This is a genomic window from Proteus hauseri (genome assembly GCF_004116975.1).
In the GTDB taxonomy this organism is placed as follows: Bacteria; Pseudomonadota; Gammaproteobacteria; order Enterobacterales; family Enterobacteriaceae; genus Proteus; species Proteus hauseri.
On record NZ_CP026364.1, the window covers coordinates 334,422 to 354,706 of the forward strand.

Annotated in this window: 19 protein-coding genes and 1 other RNA gene; 8 read left to right on the forward strand and 12 right to left on the reverse strand. The window is 39.0% G+C overall.

Features of this window, described 5'->3' with window-relative positions; all coding sequences use genetic code 11:
• Window positions 1–278 precede the first annotated feature (278 nt).
• From rseC to trmN, 5 genes are all read right to left on the reverse strand, one after another.
• Entirely contained in the window at window positions 279–743 is a 465-nt protein-coding gene (rseC, locus tag PH4a_RS01675; RefSeq protein WP_129037271.1) for a SoxR-reducing system protein RseC, read from the reverse strand.
• Between the two features lie 12 nt (window positions 744–755).
• Window positions 756–1,727 (reverse strand): sigma-E factor regulatory protein RseB, encoded by a 972-nt coding sequence (gene rseB, locus PH4a_RS01680; RefSeq protein WP_129037273.1) that lies wholly within the window; start codon window positions 1,725–1,727, stop codon window positions 756–758.
• A 41-nt stretch (window positions 1,728–1,768) separates the two neighbouring features.
• Window positions 1,769–2,395 carry an anti-sigma-E factor RseA gene (gene rseA / locus PH4a_RS01685; RefSeq protein ID WP_244212922.1) on the reverse strand — a complete coding sequence of 209 codons (627 nt, stop codon included), beginning with the start codon at window positions 2,393–2,395 and terminating at the stop codon, window positions 1,769–1,771.
• Between the two features lie 38 nt (window positions 2,396–2,433).
• Window positions 2,434–3,012, reverse strand: a complete 579-nt coding sequence (rpoE, locus tag PH4a_RS01690) for an RNA polymerase sigma factor RpoE (protein ID WP_064720617.1) — start codon at window positions 3,010–3,012, stop codon at window positions 2,434–2,436.
• 293 nt (window positions 3,013–3,305) lie between these two features.
• Window positions 3,306–4,061: a tRNA(1)(Val) (adenine(37)-N(6))-methyltransferase TrmN gene (gene trmN / locus PH4a_RS01695; protein ID WP_129037275.1), complete on the reverse strand. Its 756-nt coding sequence runs from the start codon at window positions 4,059–4,061 to the stop codon at window positions 3,306–3,308.
• Window positions 4,062–4,326: 265 nt separating this feature from the next.
• On the opposite strand from trmN, the gene srmB reads away from it, so the two are divergent.
• Window positions 4,327–5,682, forward strand: coding sequence for an ATP-dependent RNA helicase SrmB (srmB, locus tag PH4a_RS01700; RefSeq protein WP_064720619.1), 1,356 nt, complete (start codon window positions 4,327–4,329; stop codon window positions 5,680–5,682).
• Between the two features lie 185 nt (window positions 5,683–5,867).
• Here srmB and grcA read toward each other — a convergent pair whose 3' ends face one another.
• A complete protein-coding gene (grcA, locus tag PH4a_RS01705; RefSeq protein WP_064720620.1) occupies window positions 5,868–6,251 on the reverse strand; it encodes an autonomous glycyl radical cofactor GrcA in 384 nt (127 codons plus the stop codon).
• 330 nt (window positions 6,252–6,581) lie between these two features.
• On the opposite strand from grcA, the gene ung reads away from it, so the two are divergent.
• A complete protein-coding gene (gene ung / locus PH4a_RS01715) occupies window positions 6,582–7,262 on the forward strand; it encodes a uracil-DNA glycosylase (RefSeq protein WP_129037277.1) in 681 nt (226 codons plus the stop codon).
• 57 nt (window positions 7,263–7,319) lie between these two features.
• Here the strand turns inward: ung and grpE are convergent, their stop codons facing one another.
• Window positions 7,320–7,931, reverse strand: coding sequence for a nucleotide exchange factor GrpE (gene grpE, locus PH4a_RS01720; protein ID WP_064720622.1), 612 nt, complete (start codon window positions 7,929–7,931; stop codon window positions 7,320–7,322).
• 100 nt (window positions 7,932–8,031) lie between these two features.
• Here grpE and nadK point away from each other — a divergent pair, with 100 nt between their 5' ends.
• The 3 genes from nadK (at window position 8,032) to bamE (ending at window position 11,156) form a co-directional block, all read left to right on the forward strand.
• Window positions 8,032–8,931: an NAD(+) kinase gene (gene nadK, locus PH4a_RS01725; protein WP_129037278.1), complete on the forward strand. Its 900-nt coding sequence runs from the start codon at window positions 8,032–8,034 to the stop codon at window positions 8,929–8,931.
• Between the two features lie 87 nt (window positions 8,932–9,018).
• Window positions 9,019–10,680 carry a DNA repair protein RecN gene (gene recN / locus PH4a_RS01730; RefSeq protein ID WP_129037280.1) on the forward strand — a complete coding sequence of 554 codons (1,662 nt, stop codon included), beginning with the start codon at window positions 9,019–9,021 and terminating at the stop codon, window positions 10,678–10,680.
• A 113-nt stretch (window positions 10,681–10,793) separates the two neighbouring features.
• Entirely contained in the window at window positions 10,794–11,156 is a 363-nt protein-coding gene (bamE, locus tag PH4a_RS01735; RefSeq protein WP_064720625.1) for an outer membrane protein assembly factor BamE, read from the forward strand.
• Window positions 11,157–11,302: 146 nt separating this feature from the next.
• Here the strand turns inward: bamE and PH4a_RS01740 are convergent, their stop codons facing one another.
• Window positions 11,303–11,596, reverse strand: coding sequence for an RnfH family protein (locus PH4a_RS01740; protein WP_129037283.1), 294 nt, complete (start codon window positions 11,594–11,596; stop codon window positions 11,303–11,305).
• On the reverse strand, window positions 11,589–12,023 hold the full coding sequence (locus PH4a_RS01745; protein ID WP_064720627.1) for an SRPBCC family protein: 435 nt from the start codon (window positions 12,021–12,023) through the stop codon (window positions 11,589–11,591). Before PH4a_RS01745 ends, PH4a_RS01740 begins: the two co-directional genes overlap by 8 nt.
• Window positions 12,024–12,179: 156 nt before the next feature.
• On the opposite strand from PH4a_RS01745, the gene smpB reads away from it, so the two are divergent.
• The 3 genes from smpB (at window position 12,180) to PH4a_RS18110 (ending at window position 13,554) form a co-directional block, all read left to right on the forward strand.
• Window positions 12,180–12,662 (forward strand): SsrA-binding protein SmpB, encoded by a 483-nt coding sequence (gene smpB / locus PH4a_RS01750; protein WP_064720628.1) that lies wholly within the window; start codon window positions 12,180–12,182, stop codon window positions 12,660–12,662.
• 59 nt (window positions 12,663–12,721) lie between these two features.
• Window positions 12,722–13,087: a transfer-messenger RNA gene (ssrA, locus tag PH4a_RS01755) on the forward strand.
• 296 nt (window positions 13,088–13,383) lie between these two features.
• A complete protein-coding gene (locus PH4a_RS18110) occupies window positions 13,384–13,554 on the forward strand; it encodes a hypothetical protein (RefSeq protein WP_164971518.1) in 171 nt (56 codons plus the stop codon).
• A gap of 210 nt (window positions 13,555–13,764) precedes the next feature.
• Here PH4a_RS18110 and PH4a_RS01760 read toward each other — a convergent pair whose 3' ends face one another.
• The 3 genes from PH4a_RS01760 to PH4a_RS01770 form a co-directional block, all read right to left on the reverse strand.
• On the reverse strand, window positions 13,765–17,043 hold the full coding sequence (locus PH4a_RS01760; RefSeq protein WP_129037285.1) for a type I restriction endonuclease subunit R: 3,279 nt from the start codon (window positions 17,041–17,043) through the stop codon (window positions 13,765–13,767).
• Between the two features lie 122 nt (window positions 17,044–17,165).
• On the reverse strand, window positions 17,166–18,608 hold the full coding sequence (locus tag PH4a_RS01765; protein ID WP_129037287.1) for a restriction endonuclease subunit S: 1,443 nt from the start codon (window positions 18,606–18,608) through the stop codon (window positions 17,166–17,168).
• A complete protein-coding gene (locus PH4a_RS01770; RefSeq protein ID WP_129037289.1) occupies window positions 18,598–20,202 on the reverse strand; it encodes a type I restriction-modification system subunit M in 1,605 nt (534 codons plus the stop codon). Before PH4a_RS01770 ends, PH4a_RS01765 begins: the two co-directional genes overlap by 11 nt.
• Between the last annotated feature and the right edge of the window lie 83 nt (window positions 20,203–20,285).

Consider the following 20,285-nt stretch of genomic DNA (forward strand, 5'->3'; position numbering starts at 1 on the left):
GCTCTATAAATCTAGCTTTGGATACATTCATGAACACAAAGCGAAAACTCTATATTGCAGATGAGTTATGATTGATGACGCATTCTACACACTAGAGACATTATACTCAAAGAAACGTTCATCAAACACAAACATTTACGCTAAGAGTTACATTAATTTGTAATTTTTTGTTGATGTTTTACAGATATAAAAAATGATTGATTTATAAGAAATAGAAGATAAATAACAAAAAAACAAATTAAAAAGGGGCACTAGCCCCATTTTATAGAAAATAGTTATTATTCTTGATATTGGATTTTTAACTCATTAGGTGGAAGCCCTATTTGTAGAATAATAGGCTCAAAACCTTCGTCTTTACTCCACAACGTTGCCACTTTTTTGGCCAGTAAAAAACCCATTACACCACCAACAAGCCCACTACAAAAAATGGCAAACTCGCTAGAAAACCAAAGACTCGAAATGCCTGCAACAATAAATAACCCAAGCAATGGTGTTAAGTAAACTAACATCGCAGAAAGCAATAAATTATTTTCCGGAATACCGACTTCTACTTTTTGTCCTTCAACTAAAGGTTGCTCAACGGGCAGCTCCAATTGATGTACAGTTTCAGGACCGATTTTATTAAGTAAATAAGAGCCGCAAGCAGCACGAGCCTGACAACTACCGCATCCCGCAGAAGAACCATAACGTAATAAAGCCCGCCCCTCATGCCAGTGTATGACGGTTGCCCACTCTTTAACCATAATTTACACCTGTTACTTTTTCGTAAAAACAACGCTATTTGCTATATTTTGCGCCGTAGAAAATGGTAATTGACCAATAAAGGTTATCTCTTTCCCTTCTTTGTCATAGGTATAAATAGTATTACGACCATACCTTAATAATTTATCGCGTTCGAGGGAATTTGCTTGGTGCCCACTTTTATTCACATAAATAGAGAAATCAAATAATCCATCGCTAAATAAAATTGACTCACTAAATTCAGTCTCAGAAACTTGATGATTACTACGTTTAACTTCTTTAAACCCTTCAGGTAACGCCGTTACAGACCAGCTATACGAGTTCTCTTTTGCTTTAGGTACAAGAAGCAATGGTGGCATATTCACAGCTCGTAACGAACTTAATGCAGTGACAATATCTTTATCATTTTGATTTGCAGTAATTACCCTAAACTGCTCAATTACGTCACTATTTTTATCTAAAAGATCAACTCGTAGTGGTAAATACCTGACTTCATCAATAAATAAAACATAATCATAACGATCATTATTTTTTGATAGTACTCGCACAACACGACTAGAAATATCTCCAATATGAGTTCTACCGCCGTCAATGAAATTATAATATTCAGATAATTCATTGAAATCTTGATAAATTATTGACGGGATATAATCGACGATATGATCATTTCTTAAACTAAAAGCATCTAAACCCGGTTCGAAATAGCTGATTTCATCACCACGCTGAACAATTTCACGTCGTGTGCTATCCATTTGCATTAACTGTGCAAGTGGTTCTCCATCAAGCAATGTATGACGATAACGAATGGGAACAATACCTTGAGAATTGATATTGATAAAAGATAATTCATAGGTAGAGGTCTGAGCTGTATTACCCATCTTTTGCAACAAAGCCTCGACACTACCTGTTTGAGGTTGTGCCAAGGCTTGTATTGACATCGATAGGCTGCCCACCAGCAATGTGGTAGATAACCATGATATTTTCATTACGACTGTTTTATTCCTACAGGTTAGGATTTTTCACACTGTTACTTTTGCAGCTGTTGCTGAGCAGATCCCTGCATTTCTGCTGTCGCTTCATTTTGTGGTGCATTATAAATACGACGGTCTAACTCATATTGTTGCAACATCAAACCAAGACGCTGATTACGCTCTTGTAAACGTGTTTGTTGCTCACGGCCAAGGTTATCATTTTGAAGATTTAAACTTACTGGCGCACCACTGCCCATGATAGGTTGCGTGTTGAATACAGGTGAGTCAACTTGGAAATCGTCAGAACTACTATTTCCGTTATATTGCTGAACACCAACAATAACAGCCAATGATACACAAGCCGCAACCCCAATTTGAGTCAACTGACTTGCCCAAGGACGTAATGTCTGTAAGAAAGAGTGCTGCCGCCATTGTGATGGCGCAGGTTGCTGTTCTCTTGGTTGTTCAGGACTTATGCGGACTGGCTCATTTTCAAGTGCTAAAGCAACACGACTCGCGATATCAAAGTGAATCACTTCACTAACATCACCTCGCATTGTGTCTCGAACTAAATGGTAACGTTGCCATGTGTCTTTCATTGAATCATCATGCGCTATCGAACCAATAAGTTCTTTATCAAGAACTTCGCCATCCATAAATGCAGAAAGTTTCTCTTTTTGCATGTAAAAGTACCCTTCAGTCAATGATGGTTCACCCATGATTATAAATCTTGTATCAATGGTTGAACCTTATTATCAATAGCTTCTCTCGCCCTAAAAATACGTGAACGTACTGTTCCGACTGGGCAATCCATAATGACCGCTATCTCTTCATAGCTCAGTCCGTCAAGTTCCCGAAGCGTTATAGCAACCCTTAAATCTTCAGGTAATGACTCTATGGTGTGAAAAACTACTCGCCGTAACTCTTCAGACAACATTAAGTTCTCAGGGTTCGAAATTTCTTTTAATGCATTTGATGTTTCAAAGTTTTCAACATCACTTGCATCTAAATCATTTGAAGGCGGACGTCGCCCTTGCGCAACCAGATAATTTTTTGCCGTATTTACTGCAATACGATAAAGCCATGTATAAAAAGCACTGTCGCCACGAAAAGAACCGATAGCACGATAAGCTTTAATAAAGGCTTCTTGTGAAACATCTGGTACATCACCCTGAGGTACATAACGGGAAATCAGGCTTGCTACCTTGTGTTGATAGCGGATAACCAATAAATTAAATGAATTTTGGTCACCTTTTTGTACCCGTTCAACCAACATTTGGTCCGTTAACTGCTCGCTCATTAGAGATGGACTCTCCCGAAGTCAAGCTTCGCACTATTTATTGATGACTCCGTCATGTTACTCTCGTTATTCCTTCTCGTTTTTATGAGCTACAGGACTTGGAGTATGAAAATAGTATGAAGTTCAATTCAATCATTATTATAAGAGATGAATCACAAAAAAATCGTTGTTGTAATCACCAACCAAAATGCAATTTGCCAATAAAAACACGACAACACAATGATATAATTAAAAAATATACTTTTATTTACAACAATATATAAAATCTTAAACAAGGTAATAATAAATATACTTTAGTAATATAAATAAAAATCTGTTACCCATGTTCGAAACTTATCTGTGTAATGACCGTCGCTATTACGAATAATAAGCTCATCAATATTACAGTTTATTGTTTCTCGGTTTTGTCGCTGAAATGCTAATAATATACGATGATAAGGTTTATCCGCACTATCTTTAACATTTACTCGATTAACTAAAACCCACTCTTTTTTTTGTGCTATTTCAATAAATTGCTCGCCAATAAAATAAGGCAAGACCACACAAAAAACACCATTTTCAGTAATCAGTGCTTGAGCGCTGTCAAGCAATCCATCATGAGTCAATGTTTTGGTATAACGTGCTTGTTCTCGCACATCATCACGACACGCAACAGCAGGCTCAAAATAAGGAGGATTACTTACTATTAAATCATAACTTTTATCTGTTTGCTGAGCATAATGATAAATATCACAATGATGAATATGAATAAGAGGATCCCACAATGATCCTTGCGCATTCTCCATTGCCTGTAAAGCTGCTTGTTCATCAAGTTCAATACCGTCAATAAACTCTACTTGAACCGCTCGTTGAGCAAGCATCAAAGTAATAAGCCCGCTACCAGTTCCAATATCCAGTATTGTTTTTACTCCTTCGATAGGTGCCCATGCTCCAAGTAAAACGCCATCAGTACCCACTTTCATTGCACATTTATCATGAGCAACAAAAAATTGTTTAAAGGTAAAGCCACCTTTACGTAACCCTTCTTTTTTTACTTTTTTATGATTCATTTATTTACTCTGTTTATTCTTATAGCTTTCTCTTTATCCATCCTTATCATTCCATGTCATTGGAAAAGAGATATATGGTAAGATAGTGCTTTATCTTGTCGCTATCTTAACATTAATATTTTTGTATACGTGTCTGGTTATTTACATTAAGCCCAAAAACATCGAATACCATTAGCAATCTCTATTATATAATGTGATAGCGGTAAATCCTCTGGCTTTTAGCGGGGGATAATGTCAAAATCCGCGCCCTAAACAGAGGTATACAATGACAGCCACTACATTTTCCAGTCTTGAACTTGATGAAAGTTTATTGACCGCACTAGAAGAAAAAGGATATCACCGTCCTACCGTAATCCAGGCAAGTGCCATTCCAGCAGCAATGGATGGCCGTGATATTTTAGGTTCTGCACCAACAGGTACAGGTAAAACTGCGGCATTCTTATTACCAGCAATTCAACACTTGCTTGATTATCCTCGTAAGAAATCAGGCCCGCCACGCATTCTTATTTTGACACCAACTCGTGAACTAGCAATGCAAGTTGCTGATCAAGCAAAAGAATTAAGTGCGCACACACATTTAGACATCGCAACCATTACTGGCGGTGTTGCTTATATGAATCACGCTGAAGTATTTAGCGAAAACCAAGATATCGTTGTTGCAACAACAGGACGCTTATTACAATACATCAAAGAAGAAAACTTTGATTGCCGCGCTGTTGAAATACTCATTTTAGATGAAGCAGACCGTATGTTAGATATGGGCTTTGCTAACGATATCGAAACTATCGCGGGAGAAACACGCTGGCGTAAACAGACTCTACTGTTTTCAGCAACCCTCGAAGGCAATGCTATTGTTGATTTTGCACAACGTATCCTGAATGAACCTGTTGAATTAAACGCCGATCCATCTCGTCGTGAACGTAAAAAAATCCAACAGTTTTATTATCATGCCGATAATGTTGAGCATAAAACAGCATTACTCGCACACTTACTCAAACAAGAAGATGTCAAAAAATCCGTCGTTTTTGTTCGTAAAAGAGAGCGAGTAAGAGAGCTGGTCACCGCATTAGAAAAGCAAGGTATAAAATCAAGCTACCTTGAAGGTGAAATGGCACAAACACAGCGTACTGATGCCATTAAACGCTTAGAATCAGGTCAGATGAATGTACTTGTTGCAACGGATGTTGCTTCTCGTGGACTTGACCTAGACGATATCACCCACGTATTTAACTTTGACTTACCACGTACAGCAGATGTTTATTTGCACCGCATAGGTCGAACTGCACGTGCAGGACGTAAAGGTATTGCGATTTCATTGGTAGAAGCTCACGACTATCCATTACTGGGTAAAATTGGTCGTTATGTGCAAGAACCCATTAAATACCGTGTTGTTGCAGAGCTACGCCCTGAAACAAAAGCGCCTGCTGAAAAGACCTCGTTTAAACCGTCTAAAAAAGTGCTAGCTAAACGCAAAGCCAAAAAAGACGAAGAGAAAAAAGCCCCTAAAGTTAAAGTGCGTACTCGTGATCGCAAAAATGTTGGTAAACGCCGCAAAGCATCTAACGAAGTTTCAGCAAAAGAGGCTACTGTCGTAACCAAACAAAATACTGAAACAGAGTAAGTTTACAACTAAGTAACTCAATTACCTCTTATTAAAAGCCGTAACTATTCAATAGCTACGGCTTTTTTATTACTTACTATTACGTCAATAAAAATTAATCGACATATTAAAACGTAAAAAACCCGATATTATTCATATCGGGTTTTATTTAGACTGATAGCTATTTGCTATTATTGTGCAGTAAATTACAGACTTTCTGTGAAAGTACGAGTAATTACATCACGTTGTTGTTCTGGAGTCAGTGAGTTAAAACGTACTGCATAACCAGAAACACGAATAGTCAACTGAGGATATTTCTCAGGATTATTTACAGCGTCTTCTAATGTTTCACGGCTTAATACGTTAACGTTAAGATGCTGACCACCTTCAACACGTACAACAGGTTTAGATTCAACCGGTACTTCACGGTACTCGATATCACCTAACTCTTTACGGTTAATCACTTGGCCTTCTTCAAAGCCTTTTTTAGCACAGATGCAACGAGCTTCGCCGTTCTCATCATCTAATAACCAGAAAGAATGTAATAAATCGTCGTTATCTGCTTTAGTAATTTGGATACCAGTAATCATTTCGACCTCCATCATGGGCACAAAATCAAATTCCGAACTCGTATCAGAACTTGGGTATTTGGTCTAACCAATGTTTCTTCATACTTATATACCAGTATAAATAGCGTCATTCTTTGATTAATATCAATAAAATTCATAAGTGTTTTATGAATACAAGCGCAAAGTCTTGTTTTAAATCAATAATCACTTTCTGTGTATTTGAAATTTTTTTGTAAATTTCCAAAAAAAAGTTGAAGAAGCAATAAGTTTTAATTTTTATGCGGGATTGTTTTCTTTCCACTTCTGAAGTCGGTAAGCTTAGTAATAAGATATCAATAAGGATTTTATATTATGACTACACCACTAACCTGGCACGATGTTATAGGAACCGAAAAAGAAAAACCGTATTTTCTGCAAATATTGGCACAGGTCTCACAGCAACGAGAAGCAGGGAAGATAATTTATCCACCACAGGAAGATATTTTTAATGCTTTTCGCTTCACACCTTTTAATAACGTTAATGTAGTTATTTTAGGACAAGACCCTTACCACGGTCCTAATCAAGCTCATGGACTCTCTTTTTCTGTACGTCCAGGCGTGCCAGCACCCCCTTCATTAGTAAATATGTATAAAGAATTAGAAAAGGAATATCCTGATTTCAAACGCCCCAATCATGGTTATTTGGAAAGTTGGGCACAACAAGGTGTTCTACTACTCAATACCGTATTAACTGTTGAAAAAGGCCAAGCACATTCTCATGCTAATTTTGGCTGGGAAATTTTTACTGATGCTGTTATTGAACAAATCAATCAACGCAGAGAAGGTGTTGTTTTCTTACTTTGGGGTGCTCATGCACAGAAAAAAGGTCGTTTTATTGATACAGACAAACATTTTGTCTTAAAAGCACCGCACCCATCACCATTATCGGCTCATAGAGGTTTTTTAGGCTGTGGCCATTTCAAACAAACAAACGACATACTACAGCAACAAGGCCGTACCCCAATTAATTGGTTTTTAGATCCTATCGCTTAATAGCTACAGCCGCACAATATTAAGATCATAGATATTGTGCGGCTTTATTCATTGATATTATTTAGAAACAATAACCATAGCTGGGCGTAATAAACGACCATTTAAGGTATATCCTTTCTGCATGACATCAACAACATGATTAGCATCATGAGCTGGGCTATCAATTAATGTCATCGCTTGATGTACTTCAGGGTTAAAGACCACATTCTTTTCGTCAACCACTTCAATACCAAACTTATGAACAGCATCTAAGAATGATTTTAAGGTTAACTCTAAACCTTCAATCATTGGTTTTAGCTGTTCATTGTCGTGATCAGCGGCAGATAATGCACGCTCTAAGTTATCTAGCACAGGCAATAACTCATTAGAAAACTTTTCAAGTGCAAATTTATGCGCCTTTTCGACGTCTTGTTGTGTACGACGACGAATATTTTCTACTTCAGCTTGAGCGCGGATCATCGCTTCACGTTCTGTTTTTTGCGATAATTGCAGTTGCTCTTCTAAATCAGCAACACGCGCTAACGCGACAACTAACTCGGCTTGAGCATCAAAGTCAGCCTGAGTTTCTTCTGTTGTTGCTTGTTCTTTAGGCTCATTCATTGCAGATTCCATTCCTTCATTTTCTTTTGAGACTTGCTCTTCATGTACATTTTGTTCTTTACTACTCATGAACATCTCCGCGTAGTTTTAGTATTCATCTTCATATTTAGTTTATTATGGGGATCAATAAACGGGTTTCAAGGAATTGGCGCAAAACGAGGGTAAAAAAATGCCAGATAATACCGTAACGGAAAAAAAACACTTTAAATGCATTGGCATTGTCGGACATCCCCGCCATCCTGAAGCACTTTCAACTCATGAAATGCTTTATCATTGGCTTAAAGATAAAGGCTATGAGGTCATCATTGACACTCAAGTGGCTCAAGAGCTAAAGCTTAAAAATGCATGGATAGGCGATTTAACCCAAGTTGGTAAAGCCGCAGACCTTGTTATTGTTGTTGGTGGTGATGGTAATATGTTAGGCGCTGCTCGTGTATTGTCACGTTATAATATCAAAGTTATTGGTGTTAATCGGGGTAATTTAGGCTTTTTGACTGACCTTGATCCTGATAATGCCTTACAACAACTTACCGATGTATTAGCAGGCCATTACCGTGAAGAAAAACGTTTTTTACTTGAAGCTCGCGTTTGTGCTGCTGGAGAAAGAACACGCATAGGCACAGCTATTAACGAAGTCGTTCTTCATCCCGGAAAAGTCGCTCATATGATTGAATTTGAGGTCTATATTGACGACCGTTTTGCCTTTTCACAACGTTCTGATGGCTTAATTATTGCGACACCGACAGGCTCTACCGCCTATTCACTTTCAGCTGGTGGCCCTATTCTTACACCAAACCTTGATGCAATTGCTTTAGTGCCTATGTTTCCACACACCCTATCAGCTCGCCCTTTAGTTATTAGCAGCGATAGCCAAATTCGGTTGAAATTTTCTCAAACAAATATCGATTATGAAGTCAGTTGCGATAGCCAATTAGTTTTACCCATTAAAGAAGGTGACGAAGTCATTATTAAGCGTAGCCGACAAAAACTAAATTTAGTACACCCTAATGACTATAATTATTTTAATACTCTTAGTTCAAAATTAGGCTGGTCAAAAAAAATGTTCTGATTTTTGAGCCTCACTACTTTACTGTATAAAAAACCAGTTTATACTGTATGCAATTACAGTTATGTTTTTATACACAGGAGAGGCACTATGCTGACTCAATTAACTATTAGTCATTTTGCCATAGTCCGTGAACTTGAAATCGATTTCTCTGGTGGAATGACCACAATTACAGGTGAAACAGGCGCGGGTAAATCTATCGCAATAGATGCTTTAGGTTTATGTCTAGGAAACCGTGGTGATGCTAATATGGTGCGCTCTGGAGCTACCAGAGCCGATTTATGTGCGCGCTTTTCACTCTCCGATACACCATCAGCGAAGAAATGGTTAGAAGAACATCACCTTGATGATCATAACGAATGTCTACTCAGACGAACTATCTCTACCGATGGCCGTTCTCGTGGTTTTATTAACGGTACCTCAGTACCACTCTCTCAATTACGAGAACTCGGTTCGCTGCTCATTCAAATTCATGGCCAACATGCTCACCAGCAATTGTTAGAGCCTCGTTATCAAAAACACCTTCTTGATATTTATGCTAATGAACCCGCATTACTGAAAAAAATGAAGTTGTCTTACCAAACATGGCACCAAAGCTGCCAAACTTTAGCTGCGTTTCAGCAACAATCATTAGAACGAGAAGCGAGGCAACAGCTTATTGATTACCATTTAAAAGAACTTAATGAGTTTCAACCTATTCAAGGCGAATATCCAGAATTAGATCAAGAATATAAACGACTATCAAACTGTGGGCAGTTTTTGAGTTTAAGCCAAAATAGCTTACAAATTTTAAGCGAAAATGAAGAACAAAATATTCTTAGTATGCTTAACCTCGTTAAACACGAAATAACAGAGCTGACCTCAATGGAGAGCCAATTTAATTCGTTACTTGATATGCTAGAAGATGCCACTATCCAAATTAGCGAAGTAAGTGATGAACTCCGCCATTACAGTGATAAATTAGAAATGGATCCTAATCGTCTCTTTGAGCTTGAAAAGCGTATCGCAAAATATATTAATTTGTCGCGCAAACACAGAGTCACGCCAGAAGAGCTGTATGAGCTCCACCAGCAACTTATTGAAGAAAAAAATGCACTATTACGCCAGAACGATGATTGCGAGATATTAATTGAACAAGTAAAGCACGACCATATTGCTGCATTAGAAGTTGCCAAAGAACTACATCAAGTACGCCAGCAATACGCAAATGAACTAAGCAAACTAATCACAAATAGTATGCACCAACTATCAATGCCTCATGGTTATTTGACTGTTGATACTTTTTTTGATGACACATCACTACAAATTGATGGTGCAACCAAAGTTGAATTTAATGTCACAACCAACCCGGGACAACCACATCAAGCGCTTTCAAAAGTAGCATCTGGTGGTGAACTTTCGCGTATCGCATTAGCAATCCAAGTGATTACTGCCAAAAAAATGGATACACCAGCACTTATTTTTGATGAAGTTGATGTCGGTATTAGCGGCCCTACAGCAGCGATTGTTGGTAAATTACTACGTGAACTTGGTGAATCAACGCAAGTTATGTGTGTAACCCACTTACCTCAAGTTGCAGGCTGTGGTCATCAGCACTATTTTGTAAATAAAGAAACAAACGGTGAAGAAACAGAAACCTCTATGAAACTGTTATCTAAAAAAGAGCGTCTTCAAGAGTTGGCTCGTTTGTTAGCAGGCAGCGAAGTAACAAAAAACACCTTAGCAAATGCAAAAGATTTGTTGGCAGCGTAACGATTAACAAACTTTTATTGATATTTAAGGTCATAGGCAGAGCGTGAAAGGTTTTCAATTGCTGCGTTGTCGATTATCATCGTCACTATGACCCTAAAAGGAATGTAATAACCATGCGTTTTAAACTGTTAAAAGTTGCCGCTTTATCTTTAGTCGTAATGACTTCAGGTTGCTCTATGTTTGAGAGACTGGTTTATCACCCAGATATCAATCAGGGAAATTATTTAACGCCAGCTGAAGTTGCAAAAGTTCAGCAAGGAATGACACAACAGCAAGTTCAATTTGCCCTTGGCACACCAATGCTTAAAGATCCTTTCGGAAGCCAAATTTGGTATTATGTTTTCCGTGAAGAACCTGGCCATGAAAAAGTACGCCAAGAAACGCTCACTTTGACTTTTGATAGCAATGGCATTCTGACGAAGATAGAAAAACAAGGAAATATGCCAAGTTTTTCAAATCAGGCAGGCAAAGAGTAATATTTAAACGATAGTAATCGGCAAAATGAATTACACCCCATACGTTAATTAACGATGGGGTGTGTTTTATTGCAGATAATTAATTATTTAATCAATAAAACTCAAACACAGAACACCACTAACAAAAGCATTATTACAATAATCTATTACTCTGCTTTTTGGCGTGCTTTTTCTGCGCGTTTACGGCGCATTTCTTTAGGATCTGCTATTAATGGGCGATAGATTTCAACTCGATCTCCCTCTTTCACATTATCCGTCAATTTAGCAGGGCGACTATAAATGCCTACTTTATTCTTTTTTAAATCAATATCATTACAAATCATTAAGATATTTGATGCGATGATGGCATCTTCAACAGTATCCCCTTCTGTTAATTCAACAGGGATAAGATACTGTTTATCTGGTAACGCATAAGTTACCTCGACCCATATTTTAGTCACGATAGATCTCTTTCGCTCGTTGAGTAAATGCCTGCACCATATTATTGGTTAATTCTTTAAAAATACGACCAAAGGCTAACTCAACTAATTTATTTGTGAACTCAAAGTCTAACTGAAACTCGACCTTACAGGCATTATCATCTAATGCGGTAAATACCCATCCTCCCGTGAGTTTACGAAAGGGGCCATCAACAAGACGCATATCAACTCGTTCATTTGTCTTTAAAAAATTATGGGTAGTAAATGTTTTACTGATACCCGCTTTAGAGACCTGAACTGATGCAATCATTTCTTCTGGTGTGCTTTTGATCAGTTTACTTCCAACGCATCCTGGTAGAAAATCAGGATAAGTGAGAACATCATTCACCAGTATAAACATTTGCTCTGCGCTAAAAGGGACTAGAGCAGATCGGCTAATCTGAGGCATAGTTATTCCTGTACGACAACACTGTGTGCGATCATATCATTGAACAGTGGCTAAATAAAAATCTAATGGAATATAGCTCAATTTTTATGCAATTGAAAAGAAAACAGTCGGTTAAATGATTTCTTTCTGTTGCTCATACAGTATAATGTGGACATTATGACAAAGAAAAAATCACACAAACCTGGTTCTGCGACTATTGCGCTAAATAAACGTGCTCGCCATGAATATTTCATCGAAGATGAGATAGAAGCGGGTCTGTCGTTACAAGGCTGGGAAGTTAAATCACTGCGTGCGGGTAAAGCAAACATCAGTGATAGCTACGTTGTTATGCGTGATGGCGAAGCTTATCTTTTTGGTGCCAATATCACCCCGTTGAATGTTGCATCAAGCCATGTAGTTTGTGATCCAACACGTACTCGTAAACTGTTATTAAAACAACGCGAACTTGATTCACTTTATGGTCAAATAAACCGTGATGGTTACACCGTTGTTGCTCTTTCGCTTTATTGGAAGAATGCATGGTGTAAAATTAAAGTTGGTGTTGCTAAAGGTAAGAAAGACCACGATAAGCGAGACACGATCAAAGATCGTGAGTGGAAATTAGACAAAGCAAGAATTATGAAAAATGCTAATCGCTAAATCACGTTAAGTACTAGCTATTACAAGTATTTTTCTGATATACTTGCGTTTATCAACTTGGGGCTGATTCTGGATTCGACGGAATTTGCGAAACCCAAGGTGCATGCCGAGGGGCGGTTGGCCTCGTAAAAAGCCGCAAAAAGATAGTCGCAAACGACAATCAGTACGAAGCACTAGCAGCTTAATAACCTGCTTAGAGCCCTCTCTCCCTAGCCTCCGCTCTTAGGACGGGGATCAAGAGAGGTCAAACCCAAAAGAGATCGCGTGGAAACCTAGCTTGGGGTTGAAGCGTTAAATATAATCAAGCTAGCTTATTTGTGGCGTGTCTGTTCGCAGCAAGTAAGTAAAATTAAAGACAGACTAAGCATGTAGTGCCGCGGATGTAGGAATTTCGGACGGGGGTTCAAATCCCCCCAGCTCCACCAAAATTCTCCATCAATGATTACCAGAGTCATTTGATGAAGTTCAAAAATGCTCGTAAGGCGAAAGCTCTACGAGTTTTTTTTGTATCTGCAATTTGTCAAAAAATTAAAGCTAATAGTTACTTTTTCTCGATACCTTATAAAAAATTATTATTTTTGATATAGCTAAACACAATGGAACATCAAAAATAGTAAGAAAAACCAACCCGTTATCAGTAAAAAGATCAATGCAGCTAAGCTCAAACAAAGTGATTATGTTCTCTATAATAATGATGATCTAGAGCTATTGGTTAAATTTAATGGCAGTAAGCTATGGTCATTTCGCTACATTCGCTCACTCACTAAAAAGCGGAGCTAAAAAGAGCTTTGCTTCTTACCCTGCCGTCAACCTTGCTAATGCACGTAGTTATCACCTTAAAGCAAGAACACCGCTCGAGCCTCTCAGTTCACTAGAAAGAGCAAATTCGTAACAAGTTAAAAGCGAAGGAAAAATATCTTTTAACTTGTCATCTTTTATTTGGTCTTGCAAAAAAGCAAGATTCAGTTACATCTAACTCTTGGGGGAAAGCTGGGCTCCGATATGTAAATAAATGGTTGAACCACCACACCAGATCCCCCAAAATAATAATCAGTTTTAATTGAGCAACTTAGAATATCGACGCTATTCCAGTTAATACAGATCACCCCAACTGATATTTTTTAAAATTCTCGGCTTGTTCCAGCACATTTTTATACACTTCGTCATTGGCCACTGGCGGAAAACCATAGCGGTGTAATAACAGAATCAAATCAACTTTCAATTTGGCCTTAATATCATCACGGTTACTCCAATCCGGATACTGAGTGCTGTCATCAACAATCAGCTTCATATCCTTTGCAAGTGCCAACATTTTGTCGTCATCATAGGTAAAATCGTATTTCTGGCACATATGCAGCAAAATATCGAGAAAGGCCTTCTCTTCCATATCGATACCAATATCCTCAAACGACATCATTTCTGCCTTAATGTCATAAATCATATCGGCCATTTGCTGCGTGAAATCATCGAACTCTTCACCATTAAGTACATCATTTTCTTTGCGTTGGTTATACTGCTCCACTAACGCTTGGAATCGCTTAGAAAAATTAATCCCTTGCAGTTGGTTGACCTTTTGAAAGTCACTAATGGCTTTTTGTAGCATTTTTTGCAGCAGTTGCATTTTAGTGTTTGGCAACTTAATTTTATTAATGCGAGCCATGTACTCATCATCAAAAATATCAATGGTTTCAGCTTTGTCGTCCCCTAAAGTGAAAATCTCTTCTACCCCTTCCGCTTTGAGGGCTTCGGCTATCATTTCACGCACTTTTTGGTTCATCTGCGCCGTATCAGGTGCATCGCCTTTGGTTAATTTGTAGACAATGGAACGGACTGCCAAATAAAAATGGATATGTTCACGTTCATCTTGAGCTATCTCTTCACTGCCAACACAAACATCATAAGCCGCTTTCAATCGCTTCACTAATCCCATAAAGCGCAGTTCAACTTTCTTGGTTTGCAAGATAAACTCAGCCGCCCTATTAAGGCAGTCTAATTGCAGCGTTGGCGAGCCTGAAAAGTAATCACAGCTATCAAATTTATGGAATACTTGAGAAAGCAAGTTGAGGTGATTACGTACTTCGACGATGGATTGCTGAATATCTTCAAAGTTAGATTTGTCAGCCTTCGAGTACATCGCCAGCGCCATATTCATACGGCTCTTAATCCCAATATAATCAACAACCAATCCCTTTTCTTTCCCTTCAAAACGGCGATTCACGCGGGAAATAGTTTGAATAAGATTATGCTTTTGTAACGGCTTATCGATATAAATAGTATCCAACTCTGGCACATCAAAGCCCGTCAGCCACATATCCACCACTATCGCTATCTTGAAGTTAGATTTTGGATTTTTAAATTGCTTATCTAACTCTCTGCGGTAATCTTTCGTCCCTAATAGATTGTACATGGTCTCTTGGTCATCTTTCCCTCGGGTCATCACCATATTAACCCTCGGCAAACGCATCAATTCGCTTTTTTCTTGCTCAGTTAGAGAAACGCCGTCTATTGCCTGTTTCGCTTCAAACCACTCTGGACGTTGTAATTTCAGGCTCTGATAAAACGCATAAGCTATTTCACGACTAGCGCAAACCATCATCGCTTTCTCTTTGATGGTCGAGCCTTCTTCCACTCGTTTTTCATAATGTTGAGCAAAATCTTTCGCTAGCGCATCAATACGGTCAGGATCACCCAGAATAGAGTTCATATTGGCTGTGGCTTTTTTACTCTCTTCTATTTGATATTCGCTAGTGCCTTGCGTCTCACACTCTTGGTAATAGCGTTCAATTTCTTCTAATTTGCTGTTATCAAGCGCGATTTTTGCCGCACGCCCTTCGTACACAATGCGTACTGTGATTTCATCATTTACCGACTCGGTCATAGTATAGCTATCAATGGTTTCCCCGAACACATCCAGCGTGGCATCAATAGGCGTGCCGGTAAAACCGACATAAGTGGCATTAGGTAATGAATCATGCAGGTATTTAGCAAAGCCGTAAGTCTTTTTAACCGTGCCGTCTTGTTGGTTGATTGTGATTTTTTGGTCGAGATTAATTTGGCTACGGTGGGCTTCATCAGAGATACAGATAATATTACTACGCTCAGACAGCAATTGAATATCTTCGGTAAATTTATGAATAGTGGTCAGGAACACCCCACCACTAGCACGCCCTGCCAGCTTATCGCGCAAATCTTGTCGGCTTGATACTGGCTCAATAATGTCATCACCAATAAATTTAGTGGCATTACAAAATTGTTTTGCCAGCTGTTCGTCAAGATCAGTACGATCAGTAATTAAAATGATGGTTGGGCTGGAAAAATCGATGCTTTTCATCAATAGACGCGTCAAAAATTGCATGGTGTAACTTTTGCCACAGCCTGTCGCACCGAAGTAGGTGCCCCCCTTACCGCTTCCGCCGATATTTTCACCAGCTGCAATAATCTGCTTACGCTCTTTTTTAATGTTGTAATACAGCTTACGGGCAGCATAATACTGCGGATAACGACAGCACACTTTCACTTCGTACTTGCTGGTATCAGGGAAAAAAATAAAGTTTTTCAGTACGTCCAATAAACGAACGGGATGGAATAGCCCTTCAATCAAGGTGTACAGGCCATTGATGCCCTGTTTTTCCGTTGATTCGTTACCGTTGATTTTGCGCCATGCGTAATAGAATTCATAAGGGGCAAATAGGTTGCCCATTTTGTTATTCACGCCATCGCTAAGAATACACAGGGCGTTATAAACAAATAATTTAGGAATATCACGACGATAACGAACACAAAGCTGTGTCCATGCATCAAATAGCGTTGCATCTTCTCCACGTACCGCCGATTTAAATTCAAACACCACCAGCGGTAACCCATTGACGTATAATATCGCATCAGGGATACGCGTTTGCACCCCACCGTCTCGGGCTTGGCCTTCTATTTCTAATTGGTTAACTAATCGGTAGCGGTTATTATCTGCCTCTGGTGCGACTTCGTTCTGCGAAAACAGCCTACCTAACTGGCTTGGTAACGCTTGGGTATCCATCAGTTCGATATACAGGTCTTTTTGCTTGCGGTCTTCACGCTTAAGTAAAAAGCCATTACTAAGCCAATGGCAGAAGATTTTGTTGCTTTGATATAGGTCACTGGCAGGCAACGCCTGTAGCTGATGTATAATTGAGTTAATTTCACCTTCTGTGATGCCATTCCCTTGATACTGACTAGCGAGATACTGACGTAAGTCATCCACTATCAACACTTCGCTATTGTCTTTGCGCGGGATGGTGTTGCCAGTAAAATGCGGATAGCAAAGCTGGCCTGCATTATTTGCATGTTGTCCTAGCAGTTCAATAATCGCCTGCTCCAGCTTAGCTTCGGTGAAAATATGGCTCATATCAGTGGCTTCTTATTTGTTTTATAAATTGTTTTTTATCGCGTTTTTTAATTAAGCTAGTTTAATTGATTAGATAAGAAAAACCGCCTCACAACAATAAAAATGTGAAGCGGTCGAATATATTAGATTAATGTTTCTTCTGGGATTGCTGTTTTTAACTCGCTTAAGGACAGCTCGCCAGAGATCAGTTTGGGGAGAAGTGTGTCTCGGAGTTGGGTTAATTCGCCAATTTCATATTTAGAACATTTTATTCGTTCTAATAATCGTCCACTCTCTTGTTGGAAAAACTCAAGTATAAATTTATCTGGTTGAATAAATAAAACATTTGAAAATAATGTCGTATTCATATTCAAAGTCGTACTACCTCCACTAGCAAGATCATGAAAATGTTTATTTTTATTCAAAAGTGAAAAATAAAGATAATCCCTAAAATATTTATATTGAGGAACTACGCTATTAATTTGCTGATTGGTATGTGCAGATTCCGTTGTTATTGATACAAGGCCTACGGTTGCTATACTACTGACACAGATACTGTCTTCAGGTATAAGCTTTTTAATCTGAGATTTACTACCTTCAAAACTAAGATTATCAAATGTTCTAGTAATAAATACATTATCATGCATATCAGGAATTTTAATAAATGGTACGTCATTACCATAGAAACTATTTTCTTTCTTAGAAGGTGTTTTTCCACAAATTATATTACCAAAATCAGAAAGCTTAGATATTTTCCACCCCTTCGGCACCCATCCCCCAAGCCCCAATGCTGGCTCTGCACATTCTTCAAACGTATGAGGAAATAACTGACGAATATCCTCTGGTAACAGTTTAAAATTATCACTTTCACGCACCGATTTACGCATTTCAACGCGGTGCAATAACTCTTCAGAGAAAGCTAAGTCCTGCTCAAAAAAACCAGCGTCTAGTGCATTATCGATAACAGGATCAAAATCAACAAACCATGATTTAAATAGTGTTTGCGCCATTTGCTCTAGGGTTTGGTTTATTTGGCGGTTGAGGGTGATTTTGTTGTCAATAATCTTAGATAGCTCAGAAATTCGCTTTTGCTCCGAGAGTGGAGGTAGTCGCAACTTAAACTCTTTCAAAATACCAAGATTAATATGAGGAACTCCACCAACAATTGCACTATTCTCAATTCGAATTTTAGCTTCATTTGTTCTGAAATATGAATAGATGAAATATGAGTCAGCTTTTTGCGAATTTACAGTAAGCTTCATTTGGCTCTGAGATACAATATATCGTTCATATTTAGAATTATCAGGAATCAAAGCCACTTGGCCTAATGTCCCTCGTTGAGTGAAAACAAGATCCCCACGAAAAGCCATATTTCGCTGCAGTTCTTTTGATTTAATTTCAGATACAAAAACAAAATCAGTTTCTGAAAATATGTCACCTGATAAATTAACACCTCTGATTACAGGAATCCCTGAATCTTCATAATGTTTGCGAGAAAGGGACGAGCCGAATGGGCCTCCAACACAACTATACTTTTCTGGTGACTTAATATCGTCAATACAAGTAATGACCCACTCACTCCCCATAACCCAATACCTCCATATTTTTACGGATAGCCTTATCCAATTCCGCAGCCTCATCCATCTGGCGATAAAGAGTTTGGGTCAGTTCCTGCATCTTGGTTTCAAAAGGAATACCATCATCCTCAATATCCGCAGCCCCCACATAGCGCCCCGGGGTTAATACAAAATCATTGGCTTTGATATCGTCAAGGGTGGCAACCTTGCAAAAACCAGCCTTATCTTGATACTGCTCAACACTGATTTCTTTAGCTGTTATACGACGTTTCAGTTCGCTTTCACTACTGCGCCATACGTGGAAAGTATCGGCGATAGTGGCGATATCTTCCGCTGTTAGCTCTTTTTGGGTACGGCTGATCATAGTGCCAAGGTTACGGGCGTCGATAAACAAGGTTTCCCCTTGGCGATCACGATAGCCATATTTGGCACTCGCTTGCTTACTTTTGCTGATAAACCACAAGCAAACGGGGATTTGCGTGGTAAAAAACAACTGACCAGGTAAGGCAATCATGCATTCAATGCGATCATCTTCAATCAGTTTTTGGCGAATTTCCCCTTCACCACTGGTGTTCGAACTCATCGAACCATTCGCTAACACAAACCCTGCAACACCGTCTTCACTAAGCTTAGACAACATATGCAAAATCCACGCATAGTTAGCATTTCCCGTCGGCGGGGTGCGGAAACCAGCAAAACGTGGGTCATTGGTTAGTTCTGCGTCATTACGCCAATCTTTTAAGTTAAACGGCGGATTCGCCATAATAAAGTCGGCTTTCAGATCAGGGTGCTGGTCGGCAAAAAAAGTATCCGCAGGGCGTTCCCCTAAATTGCCCGTAAGCCCCCTCACCGCCAAGTTCATTTTTGCCAGTTTATAGGTGGTGCTGGTCAGCTCCTGCCCATATATCGCAATATCTTTACTTTTACCTTGGTGACTTTCCACAAACTTCAACGATTGCACAAACATACCGCCCGAGCCGCAGCACGGGTCATAGACCTTACCTTGATAAGGTTCCAACATCTCAGCCAGCAGTGTTACTACCGATTTCGGGGTATAAAACTCACCACCGCCTTTACCCTCGCTGGCAGCAAATCGTCCTAAGAAATATTCGTAAACGCGACCAACAAGATCCTCTTCCCCTACCCCACACTCAGAGGCAAGAGTATTGATGTTTTCAATGCTGTCGATAAGTGAAGCGAGCTTTTTAGGCTCTAACCCTTGGCGGGAGAAATAGTTATCAGGCAAAGCGCCCGTTAGCGATGCGTTGCTTTTTTCGATAGTGGATAAAGCCGTATCAATAATGACTGCAATATCATCTTGCTTTGCACGCTCTTGGACATAAGACCAACGGGACTGTTGCGGTAAAAAGAAAACGTTATCTTGTTGATAAAAAACATCCATATCAACAAAGGCTTCCTGACCATTCTTGATTAATTGGCTGCGTTTGGCCTCGAATTTATCACTGATAAATTTCAGGAACACCAAACTGAGTACCACATGCTTATACTCGGAGGATTCAACACTGCCACGTAGTTGATTAGCCGTATCCCAAAGGGTTTCTTCAAAGCCTTTACTTGGTTTCTTAGCGGGTGATTTAGCCATGTAAATAGATTCTCTTTTTTTATTAGTCATTATCGCAGAGCACGGGTTAAGGGCTAAGTTAGCGCGGATTATTTTTATGCCAA

What these genes read in the sequence shown, in the direction of transcription:
- PH4a_RS01745 (WP_064720627.1), bottom strand. Translation starts at nt 12,023, where the DNA reads ATGCCTCAGATTAGCCGATCTGCTCTAGTCCCTTTTAGCGCAGAGCAA.
- trmN (WP_129037275.1), bottom strand. Translation starts at nt 4,061, where the DNA reads ATGAATCATAAAAAAGTAAAAAAAGAAGGGTTACGTAAAGGTGGCTTT.
- grcA (WP_064720620.1), bottom strand. Translation starts at nt 6,251, where the DNA reads ATGATTACTGGTATCCAAATTACTAAAGCAGATAACGACGATTTATTA.
- nadK (WP_129037278.1), top strand. Translation starts at nt 8,032, where the DNA reads ATGCCAGATAATACCGTAACGGAAAAAAAACACTTTAAATGCATTGGC.
- PH4a_RS01760 (WP_129037285.1), bottom strand. Translation starts at nt 17,043, where the DNA reads ATGAGCCATATTTTCACCGAAGCTAAGCTGGAGCAGGCGATTATTGAA.
- rseB (WP_129037273.1), bottom strand. Translation starts at nt 1,727, where the DNA reads ATGAAAATATCATGGTTATCTACCACATTGCTGGTGGGCAGCCTATCG.
- bamE (WP_064720625.1), top strand. Translation starts at nt 10,794, where the DNA reads ATGCGTTTTAAACTGTTAAAAGTTGCCGCTTTATCTTTAGTCGTAATG.
- ung (WP_129037277.1), top strand. Translation starts at nt 6,582, where the DNA reads ATGACTACACCACTAACCTGGCACGATGTTATAGGAACCGAAAAAGAA.
- smpB (WP_064720628.1), top strand. Translation starts at nt 12,180, where the DNA reads ATGACAAAGAAAAAATCACACAAACCTGGTTCTGCGACTATTGCGCTA.
- rseC (WP_129037271.1), bottom strand. Translation starts at nt 743, where the DNA reads ATGGTTAAAGAGTGGGCAACCGTCATACACTGGCATGAGGGGCGGGCT.
- rpoE (WP_064720617.1), bottom strand. Translation starts at nt 3,012, where the DNA reads ATGAGCGAGCAGTTAACGGACCAAATGTTGGTTGAACGGGTACAAAAA.
- PH4a_RS18110 (WP_164971518.1), top strand. Translation starts at nt 13,384, where the DNA reads ATGGCAGTAAGCTATGGTCATTTCGCTACATTCGCTCACTCACTAAAA.
- grpE (WP_064720622.1), bottom strand. Translation starts at nt 7,931, where the DNA reads ATGAGTAGTAAAGAACAAAATGTACATGAAGAGCAAGTCTCAAAAGAA.
- recN (WP_129037280.1), top strand. Translation starts at nt 9,019, where the DNA reads ATGCTGACTCAATTAACTATTAGTCATTTTGCCATAGTCCGTGAACTT.
- srmB (WP_064720619.1), top strand. Translation starts at nt 4,327, where the DNA reads ATGACAGCCACTACATTTTCCAGTCTTGAACTTGATGAAAGTTTATTG.
- PH4a_RS01765 (WP_129037287.1), bottom strand. Translation starts at nt 18,608, where the DNA reads ATGGGGAGTGAGTGGGTCATTACTTGTATTGACGATATTAAGTCACCA.
- PH4a_RS01770 (WP_129037289.1), bottom strand. Translation starts at nt 20,202, where the DNA reads ATGGCTAAATCACCCGCTAAGAAACCAAGTAAAGGCTTTGAAGAAACC.
- rseA (WP_244212922.1), bottom strand. Translation starts at nt 2,395, where the DNA reads ATGCAAAAAGAGAAACTTTCTGCATTTATGGATGGCGAAGTTCTTGAT.